1 pseudogene is annotated in these 2,001 nt (G+C 77.6%); it reads left to right on the top strand.

Annotation, left to right across the window (positions count from 1 at the left end):
- A pseudogene (locus BST27_RS32890) lies at nt 1–2,001 on the top strand (PE family protein); the annotation flags it as partial.

Consider the following 2,001-nt stretch of genomic DNA (forward strand, 5'->3'; position numbering starts at 1 on the left):
GAGCCGGCGGCAAAGGCGGAGCGGGCGGCGACGGTTCCATTGTTGGCGGGGACGGCGGTAATGGTGGCCGCGGCGGCAACGGTGGGGCTGGGGGCGCTGGCGGCACGGCCCTGGGGTCAGGCAACGGCGGCGCGGGCGGTGCCGGCGGTACGGCCGGCTGGGGCGGATCCGGCGGGAACGGCGGGAACGGCGGCAACGACGGCCTCTTTGCAGAAGGGGCTTATGGCGGGTCCGGTGGTGTTGGTGGTAACGCCGGTAACGCCGGATACGGCGGCGCCGGTGGGGCCGGCGGCGCGGCCAACGGGTCCGGTGTTGGCGGGGCCGGCGGGGTCGGCGGTGCTGGGGCGGATGGCGGTGACGGCGGCTTCGGTGGCACCGGCGGGAGCGACGAAAGCGGTACCGGTAACGGCGGTAACGGCGGTGCCGGCGGCAATGCCGGAATCGGAGGAGGCGGCGGCGCCGGTGGCCGCGGTGGCGACTCCGCTGCCGGCGTCGCCGGCGATGGAGCCGATGGCGGCCAGGGCGGCGCGAGCGGGTTTAACGGCCAAGGCGGTTCTGGTGGCACGGGCGGCTATCTGGGGGGTAGCGACGGCGCCAGAGGGGCGAATGGTCAGTCGGCGGCCGGGGGCGCTGGGGGCGTCGGCGGCGACGGCGGAGATGGCGGGACGATCGGTAACGGTGGTCACGGCGGTGCAGGCGGGGCCGGCGGTAACTCGGCTGGTGGCGCGGCCGGAGGCGGCGGCAACGGCGGCCTGGGCGGTGCGATCTCCGGTGACGGCGGTACAGGCGGGGCCGGCGGCAACTCATCCGGTGCCGCCGGCGTTGGTGGCGCCGGCGGGCTCGGAGGCGACGCCAGGGTCGGCAACGGCGGTGCAGGCGGGGCCGGCGGTTACTCATCTGGTGGCGTCGGTGGCGTCGGCGGCAATGGCGGCGGTGGCGGTGCGAGCTCCGGTGACGGCGGTGACGGTGGCGCCGGCGGTGATGGCGTCGGCGGTGGTGGCGCCGGCGGGTGGGGAGGTGACGCCGGGTCGGTCGGCAACGGCGGCAATGGCGGCGCGGGCGGCAACGGCTCGGCCGGGGGTGCTGCCGGCGGTGTCGGCGGAGCCGGTGGCAACGCAGGTTCTATTGGCAACGGCGGGAACGGGGGTGCAGGTGGCAACGGAGCTGTCGGCACCAGCGGCGCGCAAGGCCCCGCCGGCGAGCCCGGCGGCCCTGGCGGCGTCGGCGGGGTGGGCGGTGCCGGGGGGACCGGTGGCGCCGGTGGCTTGGGCGGCTCGTTCTCTGGTAACGGCGGTGACGGTGGTGCCGGCGGGACGGCTGGCAGCGGCGGCAAAGGCGGTGCGGGCGGTCCCGGCGGCAATGGCGCCGACGGTAGCGCCGGTTTGAATGGCGGTCTCGGCGGCCCTGGCGGCACCGGAGGCGCTGGCGGGGCGCCCGGCAGCGGCGGCAACGCGGGCATCTGGGGTGATGGTGGCACGGGCGGTCAGGGCGGAGCAGGCGGTAACGGCGCGGCGGCCGTCTTGCCCGGCGTCGCAGGCGGATCCGGCGGTAACGGTGGTGCTGGCGGTGCCGGTGGAACGGCCACCGGACCTGGTGCCACCGCCGGCCGTGGCGGTAACGGCGGCAACGGCGGAACCGGGGGTCAGGCCGGTACGGGCGGTACCGGTAGCACCGACGGGGCAGTCGGCGTGGGTGGCACCGGCGGGCAGGGCGGCATGGGCGGCGACGGCGACGTCGGCAGCGACGCTGCACCCGGCACCAATACCGGCGGCACCGGCTACGCGGGTGGCCAGGGTGGCAGTGGCGGCGACGGCGGCAACAGCGCCGGCGGCACCAACGGCACCGGCGGCGCCGGCGGCCAGGGTGGCACCGGCGGCACCGGCGGTGATGGAGGCTCCGGCGTCGCCCTCCAAGTGGCCGGCGGCAAGGGCGGCGCCGGCGGCGCAGGCGGCAACGCCGGTGTCGGCGGAAAGGTCGGCAGCGGCGGCTCCGGTGGTGGTG

The sequence above is a fragment of the Mycobacterium intermedium genome, assembly GCF_002086275.1.
Lineage (GTDB): Bacteria > Actinomycetota > Actinomycetes > Mycobacteriales > Mycobacteriaceae > Mycobacterium > Mycobacterium intermedium.